This window comes from Pararhodobacter sp., assembly GCF_034676545.1.
In the GTDB taxonomy this organism is placed as follows: domain Bacteria; phylum Pseudomonadota; class Alphaproteobacteria; order Rhodobacterales; family Rhodobacteraceae; genus Pararhodobacter.
Genome location: NZ_JAUCBZ010000015.1, coordinates 1 through 16,619, shown reverse-complemented (window position 1 = coordinate 16,619; position 16,619 = coordinate 1). Strand labels below are relative to the sequence as shown.

Sequence of the window (16,619 nt, the reverse complement as noted above, 5' to 3'; positions counted from 1 at the left end):
TCTTTGCAAACTCACGCTGATTCGTGGCCGAAATGGCAAGCGCGGCCAAGGTTTGCAAATCCCGGCCGCGCGTCTTTGCAGTTCGACTCAGCCGTATTGCGACACCGGTGTTCCCGCAATTGCCGCCATATTCAGCAATCCGCGCGCGGTGATTGACGGCGTGACGATATGCGCGCGGTTGCCCATGCCCATCAGGATCGGGCCAACCTCCAGCCCGCCCGCGCGGGTTTTCAGGATGTTGCGCGCCGCACCCGCGGCATCGGTATTGGCGAAAATCAGGATATTGGCCGACCCGGTCAGCCGCGAGCGCGGGTAGATCCGCAGCCGCAAATCATGGTCCAGCGCCGCATCGACCGCCATTTCGCCCTCGTATTCAAAATCGAGGCCCATCTCGTCCATCATATCCAGCGCCGCGCGCATCCGCCGCCCCGAAGACGTATCCAGCGTGCCGAATTGCGAGTGCGAACACAGCGCAACCTTGGGCGTCACCCCGAACCGCCGTGCATGGCGCGCCGCGCCAATGGCGGATGCGGTGATTTGCTCGGGTGTTGGCTCGGCATTGACCTGGATATCGGCAATGAACAGCGGGCCGTCATTCTGAATGATCAGGCTCAGTGCCCCGACCGCGTGCAGTTTGTCGCGCGCCAGAATTTGCCGCACATAGTTCAGATGCCACAAGGGCTGCCCGAATGTGCCGCAGATCATGCTGTCGGCGTCGCCGCGATGCACCATGATGGCCGCGATTGCGGTGGTGTTGGTGCGCAGGGTGGCCTTGGCGGTGTCGGGCGTGACGCCGCGCCGTTCCATCAAGGCATGATAGGTTTCCCAATAGTCCCGATAGCGCGCGTCGTTCTCGGGGTTTACCACGTCGAAATCGGTGCCCGGCCGGATGGGCAAGCCATACCGCTCGCAGCGTTTCGCGATCACGTCCGGGCGGCCGATCAGGATCGGAACCTCGGTGGTTTCCTCCATGACGGCCAGCGATGCACGCAGCACGCGCTCATCCTCGCCCTCGGCGAACACGATCCGGCGCGCGGACGATTTGGCGGCGGCAAACACCGGGCGCATCAGCAGGGCCGAGCGGAACATCGACTCGTCCAGCTTGTTCTTGTAGGCCACCAAGTCCTCCAGTGGCCGGGTTGCGACACCGGTTTCCATCGCGGCCTTGGCCACCGCCCCGGCAACCACCCCCATCAAACGCGGGTCAAAGGGTTTCGGGATCAGATACTCACGGCCAAAGCTGAGCGTTTCGCCCTGATAGGCCGCCGCGGCTTCGGCGCTGGTGGTTGCGCGCGCCAGCTTGGCGATGCCTTCAACGCAGGCGATCTGCATGGCGTCGTTGATCTGCGTTGCGCCTACATCCAGCGCCCCGCGAAAGATGAACGGGAAACACAGCACGTTGTTGACTTGATTGGGATAATCGCTGCGGCCCGTGGCCATGATCGCGCCCGGTGCGACGGCTTGCACGTCCTCGGGCATGATCTCGGGCGTCGGGTTCGCCAGCGCAAAGATCACCGGGTCGCTTGCCATGCGCGCGACATGCCCGGGGTTCAACACGCCGGGACCCGACAGGCCCAGAAACAGATCGGCCCCGTCAATCACCTCATCCAGCGAGCGCAGGTCGCTGTCTTGCGCAAACGCCGCCTTTTCCGGGTTCATATCGGCTTCGCGGCCTTTGTAGACCAGCCCGTGAAGGTCGCACAGCCAGATGTTCTCGCGCTTTGCGCCCAGCTTCAGCAGCATGTTCAGACAGGCAATCCCCGCCGCCCCGCCGCCGGTCGAGACGATCTTGATATCGGCAAAGTTGCGGCCCGTCAGGTGCAGCCCGTTGGTCGCCGCCGCCCCCACAACAATCGCCGTGCCATGCTGGTCGTCGTGGAACACCGGAATGCCCATCCGCTCGCGGCAGATACGCTCGACGACAAAGCAATCCGGGGCCTTGATGTCCTCCAGATTGATTGCACCAAAGGTCGGCTCCAGCGCGCAGACGATTGCGGCCAGTTTCTCGGGGTCGGATTCGTTCAGCTCGATGTCGAAACAGTCGATGTTGGCGAATTTCTTGAACAGGACGGCCTTGCCCTCCATCACCGGTTTCGAGGCCAGCGCGCCGATGTTGCCCAGCCCCAGAACCGCCGTGCCATTGGTCACAACCCCGACCAGATTGCCGCGCGTGGTATAGCGGGCGGCGGTGGTTGGGTCGGCTTTGATCTCAAGGCAGGCTTCCGCGACGCCGGGCGAATAGGCGCGGCTCAGGTCGCGACCGTTGGCCATCGGTTTCGTGGCGCGGATCTCCAGTTTTCCCGGTGTCGGGAATTCGTGATAATCCAGTGCCGCTTGCCGGGTTGCTTGCTTCACATCGTCTTGCCGACCGTCGGTCATGGAGTCCTCCAAAGGTTTAGTTCAACACTAAACTATTCTAGTTTCGGCGCTAGCCCCGTTGCCGCGCAACAGTTTCAAGTGAGTCTTGCAAATGCGCGGTTCGGTTTGCACTATGCGGCGCAAAGAGGGGCTTGTCATGACCGATATTCGGGCCGAGATCCGTTTGCCGACCGTGGATTTGCGCGACGATCTGGCGTTTTTCACGCAGGTCCTGAAACTGCGCCTCGACAGGATTTTTCCCGCCGATGATCCTCAGGTCGTGGTGCTGTCGGGCCACGGGATCAGGCTGCGGCTTGAAAAAGGTGCCAAGGAAAGCCCCGGCACGATTCGCATTCTGACCGATGATCCAGACGGGTTTGCCGCCGGGCAACGCGCCCTGACCGCGCCGAATGGCACGCGGGTGTTGATCGACGACCTGAACCCCGCGATGATCGTGCCGCCGACAGCGCATGCCTTTGTCGTGCGCCGCCTGGCCGATCAGGCCCCGTGGGTGATTGGCCGCGCCGGGATGCACTACCGCGATCTGGTGCCGACGCGGCTGGGCGGGGCGATGATCGCCAGCCATATCCGCATTCCAGACGGTGGCCCGGTGCCCGACATGGTGCATTTTCACCGCGTCGGGTTTCAACTGATCTTTTGCGTCAAGGGTTGGGTTGACGTGCTCTATGAGGATCAAGGCGGGTTGCGTCGCCTGCGCGCCGGGGATTGCTTCATCCAGCCGCCCGAAATCCGCCACCGGGTTGTCGAGGCCTCGGAGGGCATCGAAGTGATCGAAATCGGCGTGCCCGCCGAGCATGTCACCGAGATCGACCACCAGATGACCCTGCCGACCGCTGACCTGCGGCCGGATCGCGAATGGCAGGGGCAGCGGTTTGTCCATAACATCGGCGCGCAGGGCGTGTTTCACCCGGCGCGGCTGCCCGGTTTCAACGCTCGCGACACGACGATCAATGCCAATACCAAAGGCGTCGCCTCGGTGATGGTGCTGCGGCCCGATGCTGCGCCGACCGCCTGGACCCGGCATCGGGGCGACATCCTGTTCAGTTTCGTCATGTCCGGCGGCCTGACCCTGCACGGCGAGGGCAAGGAACCCCACGCCGTGACGGCGGGTGATGCCTTTGTCATCCCGCCCGGCATGGCGACGCGTTACGCCGATCCGACGCCTGATCTGGAGCTGCTCGAAGTCTCGCTGCCCGGCGATTTCGTCACGGAGGGTCTGGATGCGCCCGCTTGACCTCGCCATCCTCACCCTGCTGGCCGCCACTCCCTTGGCCGCGCAAACCGCGCCCAACACGCCGCAGATCCTCTCGGCACTGGTCGCCGTCGCCCCGACGGCGCAGGTTCTGGACGATACCGGCACCCCCATGCCCGACGGCACCGGAACCGCGCTGATCACGCAAATGCTGTTTGAACTGGGCATCAATGCGCCGGAAAGCCCGGACCTCCATACGCTCACCGCCACCTGTGACCCGGCACCAGTGGCCGGGGATCATGTCTGCCGCGTGCAGTTGAACATCGCGTGGTCGGGCAATGAAAGCGCGCAGATCCTGCGCTTTGCCCTGACCCCATCCGGACAAGGCTGCGCGCCCTTGAATCTGGAAACCTTCGGCCCCTACGACCCCTGCGCCTGGGTGATCCGCGAGCACCGGATCACATACCTGCTGGCCGGCTGAGACATCGCCGCCCCTTGCATCAAGCCGCGCTCTGCGCAAAGCTGGATCAATTGGTCAAATTCGAAAGCGAGCCGCCGATGTCCCTGCTGGAAACCGCCCGCGCCGTGCGCGAGAACGCTCATGTGCCCTATTCGCGCTTCAAGGTGGGGGCGGCGATCCGCACCACCTCGGGCAAGGTTTATGCCGGGTGCAACGTGGAAAACGTCGCCTATCCGCAAAGCACCTGCGCCGAGGCGGGCGCGATTGCGGCGATGGTGGCGGGCGGCGACACGCAGATCGCCGAGGTTTTCGTCATCGCCGACAGCCCGGCCCCGGTGCCACCCTGCGGCGGCTGCCGCCAGAAACTCAGCGAATTCGCCGGTGGCGATGTGGCGGTCACCATGGCCACCACCGACGGCAAGACCCTGACCATGACCATGGATCAACTGCTGCCCGGCGCGTTCAACGCCAGCCACATGGCGAAAGCCTGATGGACGCCCGCGCGGTCATCGAATCCGTGCGCGACGGGCAGCCGACGCCGGCGGGCATGGCGTGGTTCGCGCGCGGCCTTGCCGATGGCGCGGTGACCGATGCGCAAGCCGGGGCCTTTGCCATGGCCGCCCTGCTCAAGGGTCTGGGCGAGGAGGCGCGCGTCGCCCTGACGCTGGCCATGCGCGACTCGGGCGATGTGCTGGCCTGGGATCTGCCCGGCCCGGTGTTGGACAAACACTCGACCGGCGGGGTGGGCGACAGCATCTCGCTGCTGCTGGCCCCCGCGCTGGCCGAATGCGGGGCCTTTGTGCCGATGGTCTCGGGGCGCGGTCTGGGCCACACCGGCGGCACGCTCGACAAACTGGAATCGATCCCCGGCTATCTCACCGAGACCTCCGAGGACCGTTTGCGCGCCCTGATGCGAGAGGTCGGCTGCGCCATCGTCAGCGCCTCGGGTCGCATCGCGCCCGCCGACAAACGTCTCTATGCGATCCGCGACGTTACCGGCACCGTCGAAAGCGTCGATCTGATCACCGCCTCGATCCTGTCCAAGAAACTGGCGGCGGGGCTGGGGGCTTTGGTGCTTGACGTCAAGGTCGGCTCGGGCGCGTTCCTGCCCAGCGTTGACCAGGCACAGGCGCTGGCCGCGTCCTTGGTCAAGACCGCCAACGGCGCGGGCTGCAAGACCTCGGCCCTGATCACCGACATGGACCGCCCGCTGGCCCTGACCGCCGGCAACGCGCTGGAGGTTCTGGAGGTCATGGACACCCTGACCGGCAAAGCCGTCTCGCCGCGCCTGATCGACCTGACCTGCGCCTTGTGTGGCGAGGTTCTGGCGCTGGCGGGCCTTGCCATGGACGCCGAAACGGGCAGCGACCGCATCCGCGAAACGCTGACCTCAGGGGCCGCCGCCGCGCGGTTCGAGCGTATGGTCGCGGCCCAGGGCGGCCCCGCCGATTTCGCCACCCGCTACGCCGATCACCTGCCCAAAGCCCCGGTGATCCGCGAGGTTCCCGCGCCGCATCCCGGCACCATCGCCCGCATCGACACCCGCGCCGTTGGCACCGCCGTGGTGCATCTGGGCGGTGGTCGGCTGAAAGGCGGCGACCCGGTGGATCCGCGCGTCGGTTTCTCGGCGCTTGCCGAACCTGGCGCGCAGGTCGGCCCCGGCGCACCACTGGCCATGGTGCATGCAAAGGACGACGCCACCGCCGACCGCGCCATTGCCGCGCTGCAAGCCGCCTATCACTTGGGCGATGCGCCCAAACCGCAACCCTTGGTGCAGGATCGGATTGGCCCGCAATGACCACCAACCGCGCCTTCGTCATCGTCCTCGACTCGGTGGGCATCGGTGGCGCGCCTGACGCCGCCCGGTTCTTCAACAACGGCGTGCCTGATACCGGGGCCAATACGGTGGCGCATATCGCCAAAGCCTGCGCCGAGGGCCGCGCCGAAAACGGCGCGCACCGGCCCCTTGAACATCCCCACCCTCGACGCGCTGGGCATGGGGCGGGCGATCACGCTGGCCTCGGGCATAAAACCCGCAGGCCTGACCGCCACCCCCACCGGGCGCTGGGCGGCGGCCACCGAAACCTCGAACGGCAAGGACACCCCGTCCGGCCATTGGGAGCTGGCGGGCGTCCCCGTCCCGTGGGACTGGACCTATTTCCCCAAGACCGAGCCCGCCTTTGACGACGCCCTGGTCGCCAAGGTCTGTGACCTCGCGGGCAGCGACGGCATCCTCGGCAACTGCCACGCCGCCGGGATCGAGATCATGGAGCGGCTGGGCGCGGAACACCTGCGCACCGGTTGGCCGATCTGCTACACCTCGGCCGACAGCGTATTCCAGATCGCCGCGCATGAGGAAACCTTTGGCCTCGACCGCCTGATCACGCTGTGCGAAACCCTCGCGCCCTATCTGCACGCCCGCAAGGTGGGCCGGGTCATCGCGCGGCCCTTTATCGGCGAGGCGGGCGCGTTCAAACGCACCGGCAACCGCCGCGATTTCGCCATCGCCCCGCCCAGCCCGACGATGATGGACTGGGCGCAGGCCGACGGCCACACCGTCCACGCCATCGGCAAAATCGGCGACATTTTCTCGCATCAAGGGATCGACCATCTGCACAAAGGCAAGAGCGACGCCGATCTGGTGCAGCACCTCTTGCGCTTGGCCGACACTGCCGAGGACGGCGCGCTGATCTTCTGCAACCTCGTGGAATTCGACAGCCTCTATGGCCACCCGCGCGACATCTCCGGCTACGCCCGCGCGCTGGAAACCTTTGATCTGCACTGCGCCGATTTCCTGTCCCGCCTGCGCCCCGGCGATCTGGCGATCTTCACCGCCGATCACGGCAACGACCCCACCTGGACCGGCACCGACCACACCCGCGAGCGGGTGCCGGTGCTTGTTCATGGCGCGGGAACCGGTGAAATCGGCCACTGTGCCTTTGTCGATGTCGCCGCCACCGTGGCCGCGCATCTGGGCCTGCGCCAATCCGGCCCCCGCCGAAATCTACTGTAACGGAGCACCCGATGAGCGAACGCATCGACCCCGCGCTGCCCAAGGCCGAACTGCACCTGCACCTTGAGGGCGCGGCCCCACCCGCCTTTATTCGGGGATTGTCGAAAGAGAAGAATATCGACATCGCCAAGATCTTTGACGAGAACGGCGGCTACAAGTTTCGCGATTTCGTGCATTTCCTCGACGTCTACGAAGCCGCCTGCACCACTTTGCAAACGCCCGAGGATTTCCGCCGCCTGACGCTAGCGGTGCTGGAAGACCGCGCCAGAGACGGCGTGATCTACGCGGAAACCTTTGTCTCGCCTGATTTCTGCGGCGGTGGCGATCTGGTCGCGTGGCGCGAATACCTGCACGCGATCCACGACGCCGCGCTAGAGGCCGAGCGCACCATGGGCATCACGCTGCGCGGCATCATCACCCCGATCCGCCATTTCGGCCCCGAAAAGGCCCGCCCCATTGCCCTGTGTGCGGCGGAAACCGTCGGCGACTTCATCACCGGTTTCGGCATTGCCGGCGATGAAAACCAATATCACCCGCGCGATTTCACCTGGGCCTTTGACTGCGCGCGCGAGGCGGGGCTCCGGTTGACCGCCCATGCCGGCGAATGGGGCGGGGCGCAAAGCGTCAGCGACGCGCTCGATCACCTCAAGGTCGAACGGATCGGCCACGGCGTGCAATCCATCGACGACCCGGCGCTGGTGGATCGCCTCGCCGAGAACCGCATCACGCTCGAGGTCTGCCCCGGGTCCAACGTCACGCTGGGCGTCTACCCAAGCCTTGCCAAACATCCGATCGACCGGCTGCGCAACCGTGAGGTGATCGTCACCATCTCCACCGACGATCCGCCGTTCTTTCACACCACGCTGGTCAAGGAATACGAGGACCTCGCCCAGACCTTTGGCTGGACAGAGGACGATTTCCGCGCCATCAACGCCGACGCAATGCGTGCCGCCTTCTGCGACGACGCAACACGACAGCAAAAACTGAAGATCATCGAGGGCCGCGCATGACAGAGAACATCACCACCGACCACCTGACCATCGTCAATCACCCGCTGGTGAGCCATAAACTCAGCATCATGCGGCGGGTGGACACCTCGACCTCGAAATTCCGCCAGTTGCTGCGCGAGATTTCGATGCTGCTGGCCTATGAGGTGACGCGCGACCTGCCGATGACCACCGAGCGCATTCAGACGCCGCTGTGCGAATGGGACGCGCCGGTGCTCGAGGGGCGCAAGCTGGCGCTGATCTCGATCCTGCGGGCGGGCAACGGTCTGCTGGATGGCATCCTGGAGCTGGTTCCGGCGGCGCGCGTCGGCTTCGTCGGGCTCTACCGCGATCCCGAGACGCTGCAACCCGTGCAATATTATTGCAAATTGCCCGCCGAGCTGGAGGATCGCTGGACGATTGTCGTCGATCCGATGCTGGCGACGGGGAATTCCTCGGTTGCGGCGATTGATCTGCTCAAGGCAGCGGGTGCGAAGAAAATCATTTTCCTGTGCCTGTTGGCGGCCCCGGAAGGCGTGGCCCGGATGCAAGAGGCGCACCCGGATGTGCGGGTGGTCACCGCCTCGCTGGATGAGTGTCTGAACGACCACGGGTATATTGTACCGGGTCTTGGCGATGCGGGCGACCGGATGTTTGGCACCAAGTAACCGAAAGTTAAGGCTTTACTCGACAGACTTGGCGTTGCATTCTTGAAAAGAGTCACCAGGGGGAATTATAATGGTTGCCAAGCTCTTCTCGACCGCCGCGGTCCTATTGGCCGCATCGGTTGTGGCGGCACAGGCGCAGTCCGGCCGGACCCCGGCCGAGACCCCGCCAGCCAGCTACACCGCGTCACAATATGTCGACAGCAATGGCTGCGTTTTCGTGCGCGCCGGCTTCAACGGAAATACGACCTGGGTGCCGCGCTATGGCGATGATCGCCGCCCGATGTGTGGCTTCTCCGCCAGCCTGCCGTCGGGTGCTGCCGCCGTTGCGCAGGCCGCGCCGGTTCTGCCAGCGCCTGTGACCGTGCGCGCCCCGGCGGCACGCGCCGTCGCCTCCGCGCCGCGTGTTGTCGTCGCGCCGACGCAAGCCGCCGCGTCGTCAGGCTCGCCCTATTCCGTGCCACCAGAAACCAGCCGCCCGACCGTACGCGCCCAAGCGCCGGCCCGCGTGTACCAGGCCCAAGCCGGTGCCTTGGATCGCCGTTGGAGCTTTGCGGACCGCACCGGCCCGTCGCCCTGCACGCACTACAGCCCACACAGCCAGATGTACGCGGTCCCATCGCCCGCGAGCCCCGACCTGCCGCTGCGCTGTGGCCCGCAGGCGGTTCACCCCGCCGATGCGCTGCGTGAGCAGTCGCCGCGTGGTGGCGTGTGGGAGCCTTGGAACGGTGCCAATCCGTACCCGGCGCCCAACAACAACGTCTACATGCTGCCCCCGGCCTACGCACCGCGCTGGCCCGAACCCTATCTGAACGGCGCGTCGCATCAGCGCCCGGCGGCGCCCGCACCAAGCGCGCCACGCGCCACGGTGTCGACCATGGGCACCACGGCGGGCGTCACCGCGCATCAGCCAAGCGTCGCCGCCAATGGGGGCCGCATGAGCAACGGCCAATATGTACAGGTCGGCACCTATCGCGAGCGCAGCAATGTGCAGACCGCGATCAGCCGCTTGCAGTCCTCGGGGATGCCCGTTGCGACCGGCAGCACCTCGAATGGCGGGCGTCCGTTGCAAGTTGTGCTGGCCGGGCCGTTCCACTCGCAGGCTGAGCTGAATGCCGCATTGGGCCGCGCCCGGGCGATGGGCTATTCGGACGCGTTCATCCGCTAACTCGACCGCCAGACACACAAAAAAGCCTCCGGTTTTGCGACCGGGGGCTTTTTCCTTGGCCACCCTGCGGGCGTTCAGTTCGAACAGATTTCCTGCAAGGTCAGCCATTCGCCATCGCTGAGCAATTGTTCCGACTGGCGGTCGGCGGGCACGGTGTGCGCCGCCAGGGACGCCGCCAACCCCGCGGCGCGCGGCGGCAAGGACAGCGCATAGGCGGTCGGGGATTGGCCGATTTCGTCGAAACGCGCCCCAATATCCTGGGCGGTCGGGATCGGGCTGGGCACGCGGAATTTCTGCGCCGCATAGCCCGACAGCGCGCCATCCAGCATCGTGCCCGTGGTCATCAGCGTAAAGGTCGCGCGGATACCCGCGTAATGCAGCGCGTCCAGCAACGGGTCGTGGGCGTCCGCCGCCAAAGCCTCGGCCAGCATCCAGCCCGCCAGCGATTCCGCCGAGTCCAGCCGCTCGACAAGCTCTTGGCCCAGGACCATCAACCGCCCCGGCAGATGCGCGGTCTCAAACCCCGGCACCCCGGCGATGACACTAACCCGCCAGTCATTGCCCAAGACCCGGTTGCGCAGCGTGGCCATCACCTGCCGACCCTCGGGATCCGCGCAAATGCGCTCCCCCGCCGCCGACAGGAACAGGCTGTCCAGCGCGGTTCTGCCAATCTGCGCGCGCATCGCGGGCGGCACCGAAACCGCGGTGCGGTCCACCAGAATCTGCGGCAACCAGTAAAGCCCGGCAAGCGTCAGCACCGCCGCCCCCGCCGCCAAGGACAGCCGCAAGCGCCGCAACGGCTGCTTCGGGTCGAGCGCCGCGCGGATGGTATCGAGCGCCTCGATCACCAGCGCCTCGTCGATTTCCAGCGTTTCGCCATCGCGGTCTGAACTGGGCGCGAAAACGGCCGGTCGGCTGCCGCGGTTCAGGCGTTGGACCGCGGGCAGCGACCAATGGCTCAGCATGACGCCGGACCGCTCGTCCGCGATCATCAGGCTGGCATCGCCCAGGGACACCACGACATCACGACGCTGGGCGTCCGGCCCTTCGCGCCAAACGCCGGACCCCTCAAGGCGCGCGTATTTATCCAGTGCTGTCATGCCTTCAAGGTCCGCTCGGATTTGCCTCGGCAATTTTTCCTATGCTAGTCCAACCTGCATCGTGCCGCCAGTGGGTGCAGGATCACAAGGACTTGGCCAGCACCCGCAATTCGAACTTCTGGATCTTTCCGGTCGAGGTTTTGGGCAACTCATGGAATACCACCAGCTTCGGCGTCTTGAACCCGGCCAGCCGCGCGCGGCAAAAGGTGATCAGCTCCTCGGCGGTGGCCTGATGCCCGTCTTTCAACTCGACAAACGCGCAAGGCACCTCGCCCCACTTGTCATCGGGCTTGGCCACCACGGCCGCCAGCGCCACCGCCGGGTGATGCATCAACGCGCCCTCGACCTCGACCGAACTGACATTCTCGCCGCCCGAGATGATGATATCCTTCGAGCGGTCGGCCAGTTTGATATAGCCGTCCTCGTGCACATACGCGATGTCGCCCGAGTGGAAATACCCGCCCTTGAATGCCTCGGCCGTGGCCTCGGGGTTGCGGAAATAGCCCTTCATCACGCCATTGCCGCGATGCATGATCTCGCCCAGGGCGACAGCATCGCGCGGCACATCCTGCATCTGCTCATCCATGACGGTGATCCGCTCCATGAAGGGCATCAACACCCCGGTGCGCGCCTTGACCGCGGCGCGCTCGTCTTGCGGCAGGGCGTCGAAATCCTCGTTCCAGGTGCATTCGGTGGCCGGGCCATAGGTCTCGGTCAGCCCGTAGACTTGCGTTACATTGAAGCCCAGTGGCTCGATCGCGGCCAGCGTCGCGGCGGGTGGCGGCGAGCCGGCGGTGAACACTTCGACGATATGATCGAACGGCAGCCGGTCGGCGTCCTTGGCGTTGATCAGCGTCTGCAAGACAATCGGCGCACCGCCGAAATGCGTGGCCCCGTCCACGGCAATCGCATGATACACGCCTTTTGCGGTTATCTCGCGCAGACAGATGATTGCGCCGCCCAGTGCCGGGATCATCCACGGGTGACACCACGCATTGCAATGGAACATCGGCACGATGGTCAGATAGCGCGGATACAGCGTCATGCGCCAGGAGATCGGCGTGCCCAGCGTGCTCAGATAGGCGCCGCGATGGTGATAGACCACGCCCTTGGGCCGCCCGGTCGTGCCGCTGGTATAATTCAGCGCCAGCGATTCCCATTCATCCTGCGGCATGATCCAGTCGAAGGCCGGATCGCCGGACGCCAGCAGTTCCTCATAGGTCAGATGCCGCCCGCTGGCGGGCACCCCGGCCTGCGGGTCCGGCACCTCGATCAGCTTCGGCCCGCCGCCGATGACCACACAGGCGCGCTCGGCCAGGTCGATCAGGCTGCTGTCAACCAGCGCCGCCTTGGCCCCGCCATGCTCGAAGATATAGGCGACCGTATCCAGATCCAGCCGCGTGTTGATCGCATTCAGCACCGCGCCGCAGGCGGGCACGCCGAAATGCGCCTCGGCATGGCTGGGAACGTTGGGCAAAAGCGAGGCCACCACGTCGCCCGGTTTGATCCCCAGCCCCGCCAACCCCGAGGCCAGCCGTGACACCCGCGCGTGATACTCGGCATAGGTCCAGCGTTGATCGCCATAGACCAGGGCTTCACGGGTGGCAAAAATATCCGCAGCGCGGCGAAGGTGCGACAAGGGCGTGAGCGGCACATAATTCGCTGCGTTCTTCTCCAGTCCAGATTCGTCAGCCAGCCAACCCATCGTAAGCACCTCTTGAAAATTGCGCCTTGTTCTGATTGCCCATAGTGGCGGTGAATGATGCCGCCGAAAAGGGTCTTTCGCATGAGAACCGCACCACCGAACCGGCTGCCGGCTGCGTCGCTGGCCATTTTGGGCTATGCGCTTCTGATTGGCTTCACGGATAATTTCGTCCGCGTGATCGCCGCCGAGGCCGGGTTGTGGCAATTCCAAGCCCTGCGCAGCGCGATGGCCTTTGTCTTGATGGCGTTGGCCGTGGTGCCATTTCGCCTGCGGCTGCGGCCGGTCAACCTGCGTGCCCTGGCCGGGCGGTCGGCGCTGCATGGCGTTGCGATCCTGATCTACTTTGGCGCGCTGGCGTTTCTGACCGTGGCGCAGGCCGCTGCGGGGCTGTTTACCGCGCCGATCTTCGTGCTGCTGATCACGCGCTTTGTCTATGGGCACCCGTTGGGCCCGGTGCGCCTGATTGCGGTGGTGCTGGGCTTTGTCGGCGTGCTGTTGGTGCTGCAACCGGGGTCGCAATCGCCGCTGGGCTGGGCCAGTCTGGTGCCGGTGATCGCCGGTGCCTTCTATGCGCTCGGCAATATCGCGACGCGCGAATGGTGCGCCAACGAAACCGCCGAAGCCATGACGCTGGGGTTCTTTGTGGCGCTGGGGGTGGCGGGGGTGGTTGGCCTGATCGTCTTGGCGATCTGGGGGCCCGAACCCCTTGCCGGGTCGGACGGGTTCTTGCTGCGCGGTTGGGTCTGGCCCTCGCAACGCCTTCTGTTCTGGACCTTCGTTCAGGCGCTGGGGTCGATGATTGCCATCGGCTTGATGGTCAAGGGTTACCAATTGGCCGAGGCAAGCCGGGTGTCGATCGTCGAATATGTGATTCTGCCGATATCCGCCGCCTGGAGCTTTGTGCTCTGGGGCGAGCCGATCACCCTCATGGCAGGGGTCGGAATGCTGATGATTTTCGCCGCCGGCGCGATGATCACGGCGCGCAGCGCGTGAATTCTGCGCGTTAACAACACGGCTCTGCCCGCGCGCCGCTATGCAGTTTGAAACGGTATTGTTTCGCCTTGCTGCACAATCATGGCCAAACCGCCTCATTACCCGGCCAGATCACCGGATTCTGCGCCCCACTGTGGCAAGATTAAGAGGGGTATGGAAATTAATACCCTCAATTTTCCGCAAACCTTCCAAGTCTTTGCCATACCGCCGGGGTTGTATGGACCTATCGAAATTCAAAGGCCGTATCCACGGAAGGAACGAACAATGTTGCAGAGCTGGGTTGGTAGCACGAACAATCGGAGCCGTAGTCTCCCGTATTCATTTTCCGAGCGCAGTGATCTGTGGTCCGGAAGCGTATCTGACAGCAACGAGGCAACCTTGAGCCGCAGTGATTTTGGCGGTGTCGCCGAGGGATTGATCGCCGGAACCCTGGTCGCCACGGAATTGGGGTGGCAGCCGGTTCAGGATCTTCGCGCCGGGGATCGGGTCGTGACCTTCGACAACGGGATGCGCAAACTCACCGCTGTGGGGATCAGCACCCTGTGGACCGCGCAAACCAGTGCACCGCGCAGCGTTTGGCCGGTGCACATTCCGAAAAAGGCGCTTGGCAATCGTGAGGTCATGTCTTTGCTGCCCAACCAAACCGTGTTGATCGAAAGCGATCAGGCCGAGGCGCTGTTCGGTGATCCTTTCCTCATGGTGTCCGCCGGCGTGTTGGAGGGTTTCAACGGCATCACCCGCGTTCCTCCGGCCCGAGAAATGACCATAGTCACGCTGGAATTTTCCCGCGACGAAATCGTTTATGCCAACGGCACGACCTTGGTGCATTGTCCGGCCACGCAGCAACAGCACGTCCAAGGCGCGCAAAACATCGTGACGCTTGGCTCGCACACGGCGTATCAGCGCCTGACGTATGCACAGGGTCGTTTGTTGGTCGCCTCGATGCAGGCCTGAGCCGCGCCACCGTTGCCCTTGAAAAACACCCGCCCCGGAAACTCCGAGGCGGGTGAAATCGTTTCATGCCAGAGGCTTGGCTCAGGCGGATTTCGCCGCCTTGCCATAGTAACGACCGCCGCTCGCGGCCATGTCACGCATCGACTGCGTTGCCTTGAACCGGGGCCCGAACTCTGCCTCCAGCCCGTCGCAGATTTCCACCGCGCGCTTGGCACCGATGATATCCAGCCAGCTGAACGGACCGCCCGACCACGGCGCAAAGCCCCAGCCCAGGATCGCGCCGACGTCGCCTTCGCGGATGTCTTCCAGGACGCCCTCATCCAGCGCCCGCACGGCCTCCAGCACCTGCGCCATCATCAGACGGTTTTTCACCTCGTCCAACTCTGGCTGCACGGCCTTGCGCGGGAATTTCTCGGCCAGACCGGGCCAATAGCCCTGCCGCTTGCCCTTGTCGTCATAGTCAAAGAACCCGGCGTTCGATTTGCGGCCCAGACGCCCCTTGTCGACCATCCAGAACACCACCTCATCCACCGCGTCATCGGGGTAATCATTGCCCATCGCCGCTTTGGTGGCCTTGGCGATTTTCGCGCCCAGATCCAATGAGGTTTCATCGACCAGTTGCAGCGGACCCACCGGGAAGCCCAGCAGCCGCGCGGCATTGTCGACCAGCGGCGGTGCGACGCCCTCGGCGACCATGCGCATCCCCTCGTTGATATAAGGGATGATGCAGCGGTTGGCATAGAAGAACCGCGCGTCGTTCACCACGATCGGCGTCTTGCGGATCTGGCGCACGAAGTCCAGCGACTTGGCCACCGCGCGCTCACCGGTCTGTGCGCCCTTGATGATCTCGACCAGCAGCATCTTGTCCACCGGGCTGAAGAAGTGGATGCCGATGAACTGTTCGGGCCGCTTCGAGGCCTGCGCCAGCGAGGTGATTGGCAGCGTCGATGTGTTCGAGGCAAAGATCGCCGTTTTCGGGATCACCGCTTCGGCCTTGGCGGTCACGTCGGCCTTGACGGCAGGATCCTCGAACACCGCCTCGACGATCAGATCGCAGCCCTCAAGGTCCGCGTAATCCGTCGTGGTCTTGATCCGGCCCAGAACCTGCGCCTTCTTCTCCTCGGTGACCTTGCCGCGCTTCATGCCCTTGTCGAGAATGCCGGTTGAATAGGATTTCCCCTTTTCCGCCGCTTCGATCTTGCTGTCCAGCAACACCACCTCGATGCCCGCAACCGCGCTGACATAGGCGATGCCCGCGCCCATCATGCCCGCGCCCAACACGCCGACCTTCTTGACCGTCTCATCGGGCACATCGGGGCGGTTCGCGCCCTTTTCCAAGGCGCCCTTGTTGACAAACAGGCTGCGGATCATCGCGCTGGAGGACGGGTTCATCAGCACGCTGGTGAACCAGCGCGCTTCGATCTTCAGCGCGGTGTCGAACGGCACTTGCAGCCCTTCATAAACCGCAGACAACAGCGCCTTGGCCGCCGGGTAAACACCCCAGGTCTGGGCGTGGATCATCGCCGATGCGCCGACGAAAGTCGGGAAACCCGGCGCCGAATAGGGCGTGCCACCGGGAACCCGGTAACCCTTTTGGTCCCAGGGCTTGACCAGATCCGAGTCCTTGGCACCCAGCACCCAGGCCTTGGCCGCCGCCTGCAACTCGGCCGCGGGCACCACCTCGTCAATGAGGCCCGCCGCCTTGGCTTTGGCGGGGTTCAGCATCTTGCCTTCCAACAGCAGCGGAGCCGCCGCCATCGCGCCCAGCTTCCACGACAGACGGGTGGTGCCACCCGCGCCGGGGAAGATGCCGACCTTGATTTCCGGCAGGCCGATCTGCGCCTTTGCGTTGTCGGCGGCGAAAATCCGGTGACAGGCCAGCGGGATTTCCAGGCCGATCCCCAGCGCGGTGCCGGGCAGGGCGGCGGCAATCGGCTTGCCACCCTTTTGCGTCTTGCGGTCCATGCCCGCCAGCTCGATCTTGCGCAGCAAGGTGTGCATCGA

At 64.8% G+C, this 16,619-nt stretch carries 13 protein-coding genes and 1 pseudogene; 10 read left to right on the top strand and 4 right to left on the bottom strand.

The genetic code is table 11. From position 1 onward, the window contains the following. Window positions 1-87: 87 nt before the first annotated feature. Window positions 88-2,379: an NADP-dependent malic enzyme gene (locus VDQ28_RS03415; protein ID WP_323034597.1), complete on the bottom strand. Its 2,292-nt coding sequence runs from the start codon at window positions 2,377-2,379 to the stop codon at window positions 88-90. Between the two features lie 136 nt (window positions 2,380-2,515). On the opposite strand from VDQ28_RS03415, the gene VDQ28_RS03410 reads away from it, so the two are divergent. From VDQ28_RS03410 to VDQ28_RS03375, 8 genes and pseudogenes are all read left to right on the top strand, one after another. After that, complete coding sequence (locus tag VDQ28_RS03410) at window positions 2,516-3,613, top strand: cupin domain-containing protein (protein WP_323034596.1); 1,098 nt, start codon at window positions 2,516-2,518, stop codon at window positions 3,611-3,613. Then, window positions 3,600-4,052 (top strand): hypothetical protein, encoded by a 453-nt coding sequence (locus VDQ28_RS03405; RefSeq protein ID WP_323034595.1) that lies wholly within the window; start codon window positions 3,600-3,602, stop codon window positions 4,050-4,052. The genes VDQ28_RS03410 and VDQ28_RS03405 overlap by 14 nt, the downstream gene beginning before the upstream one ends. Before the next feature lie 77 nt (window positions 4,053-4,129). Continuing rightward, the gene (locus tag VDQ28_RS03400) at window positions 4,130-4,522 is read left to right on the top strand and encodes a cytidine deaminase (RefSeq protein WP_416349416.1); all 393 of its coding nucleotides are present in this window, start codon (window positions 4,130-4,132) and stop codon (window positions 4,520-4,522) included. Next, window positions 4,522-5,829, top strand: a complete 1,308-nt coding sequence (locus VDQ28_RS03395; RefSeq protein WP_323034594.1) for a thymidine phosphorylase — start codon at window positions 4,522-4,524, stop codon at window positions 5,827-5,829. The genes VDQ28_RS03400 and VDQ28_RS03395 overlap by 1 nt, the downstream gene beginning before the upstream one ends. Further along, a pseudogene (locus VDQ28_RS03390) lies at window positions 5,826-7,044 on the top strand (phosphopentomutase). The gene VDQ28_RS03395 and the pseudogene VDQ28_RS03390 overlap by 4 nt, the downstream one beginning before the upstream one ends. An 11-nt stretch (window positions 7,045-7,055) precedes the next feature. Further along, window positions 7,056-8,054, top strand: a complete 999-nt coding sequence (locus VDQ28_RS03385; protein ID WP_323034593.1) for an adenosine deaminase — start codon at window positions 7,056-7,058, stop codon at window positions 8,052-8,054. Window positions 8,055-8,062: 8 nt separating this feature from the next. Next, the gene (gene upp, locus VDQ28_RS03380; RefSeq protein WP_323038056.1) at window positions 8,063-8,698 is read left to right on the top strand and encodes a uracil phosphoribosyltransferase; all 636 of its coding nucleotides are present in this window, start codon (window positions 8,063-8,065) and stop codon (window positions 8,696-8,698) included. A 70-nt stretch (window positions 8,699-8,768) separates the two neighbouring features. Then, window positions 8,769-9,863 carry an SPOR domain-containing protein gene (locus VDQ28_RS03375; RefSeq protein WP_323034592.1) on the top strand — a complete coding sequence of 365 codons (1,095 nt, stop codon included), beginning with the start codon at window positions 8,769-8,771 and terminating at the stop codon, window positions 9,861-9,863. A gap of 74 nt (window positions 9,864-9,937) precedes the next feature. Here the strand turns inward: VDQ28_RS03375 and VDQ28_RS03370 are convergent, their stop codons facing one another. Together VDQ28_RS03370 and VDQ28_RS03365 are read right to left on the bottom strand one after the other, a co-directional pair. Beyond that, window positions 9,938-10,963: a hypothetical protein gene (locus VDQ28_RS03370; protein WP_323034591.1), complete on the bottom strand. Its 1,026-nt coding sequence runs from the start codon at window positions 10,961-10,963 to the stop codon at window positions 9,938-9,940. Window positions 10,964-11,045: 82 nt separating this feature from the next. Next, the gene (locus VDQ28_RS03365) at window positions 11,046-12,668 is read right to left on the bottom strand and encodes an AMP-binding protein (RefSeq protein WP_323034590.1); all 1,623 of its coding nucleotides are present in this window, start codon (window positions 12,666-12,668) and stop codon (window positions 11,046-11,048) included. 81 nt (window positions 12,669-12,749) lie between these two features. Here VDQ28_RS03365 and VDQ28_RS03360 point away from each other — a divergent pair, with 81 nt between their 5' ends. Next, window positions 12,750-13,661: a DMT family transporter gene (locus VDQ28_RS03360; RefSeq protein ID WP_323034589.1), complete on the top strand. Its 912-nt coding sequence runs from the start codon at window positions 12,750-12,752 to the stop codon at window positions 13,659-13,661. A gap of 378 nt (window positions 13,662-14,039) precedes the next feature. Continuing rightward, on the top strand, window positions 14,040-14,615 hold the full coding sequence (locus tag VDQ28_RS03355) for a Hint domain-containing protein (RefSeq protein ID WP_323034588.1): 576 nt from the start codon (window positions 14,040-14,042) through the stop codon (window positions 14,613-14,615). Between the two features lie 81 nt (window positions 14,616-14,696). On the opposite strand, the gene VDQ28_RS03350 is transcribed toward VDQ28_RS03355, so the two are convergent. After that, window positions 14,697-16,619: 3-hydroxyacyl-CoA dehydrogenase NAD-binding domain-containing protein (locus VDQ28_RS03350; protein WP_323034587.1), on the bottom strand; the 1,923-nt coding region annotated here is incomplete at its 5' end.